Source organism: Trinickia sp. Z7 (assembly GCF_056498045.1).
On the sequence record NZ_JAUEQW010000044.1, the window covers coordinates 1 to 979 of the forward strand.

Annotated in this window: 1 protein-coding gene; it reads right to left on the reverse strand. The window is 57.9% G+C overall.

Features of this window, described 5'->3' with window-relative positions; translation table 11 throughout:
• Window positions 1-920, reverse strand: a 920-nt coding sequence (locus tag QQS38_RS25905) for a hypothetical protein (protein ID WP_479648185.1), incomplete at its 3' end; no start/stop codon positions are given.
• Between the last annotated feature and the right edge of the window lie 59 nt (window positions 921-979).

A 979-nucleotide genomic window follows, 5' to 3' on the forward strand; every position in this document is an offset into this window, starting at 1 on the left:
GACAAAACCACGCGGTGCTCGCCACTGGGTTTCGTCCACAATGAAGTTGGGTCTTCGATCCAACGTTTCAGCGCGTCCTTCATATCTGGATCACCGTTTTCGCGCGACACATGAAGTTCTGCAACGAGCGCGATGCATGTGAGGCGATCCCATTTGTCTCTCGCGGAGACCGCTAATGCTGCGCGATAGTCTCCATGTTGAGCAAGAACCGCTTTAATCAGAGCCAGAGAGACAAACGCCCCACCAGTGCACAGGCGAACACCGGTTTTTCGGACTTGTCTGGACGGATCAAGAAGCGCACGCGCCGCGATCTCGTCTTTGAGCGATGGTAGAACCTTCGCCTGTAAGGCAACCACATGGGCACGGATTCCGGCTCGTGCGTCGTCGGCATGCCTCGCAAGCGTGGAGACGATTTCTGGCGCACGCTGCTCCACGAGAAGTGACAAACCTGCACGGACTTGCCTGGCAGTCAGTTGCCCGGCATCGAGCAGCGCGGTGCAGTGCTCAAACACATCTCGACCGTGCTCGATGAGCAATCGGGCCGCCGCTGTCCGCAGGCTACCCTGCGAGTCCAGTGTCGCGCGCCACAGGAAGGGTTCGTAATCGGAAATGCTTTTGTCGCCCGAAAGATGGTTGAGAGCAGCAAGGCGTATGGGGCCAAACGGAGATTCGGCGGCAAGCTCGAGGTACTTAGCTCGGTCAGAAGCCGGTGCAAGGTCAAGCAGGGCAACCGCGGCTCTTGCAAGCACTATGTCGCCCGAGTTCAGACCAAGCTCTATCGTTTCGTTGGGCGACAGAAGTTGATGGTCTACAGCGACGAAAAACGCGGCGCGTCTGAGCCGAAAATCTGATCCGGTTATTGCCGCGAGAATCGCTTTGGTTCCGCCTGCTTCCACGAGGCGCCGTTCAAACTCGAACAACCAAGATCTGTGGTCCGTACGCGTGGCCAGCATGAGACCGCGCAGTCGTGGAATGATGG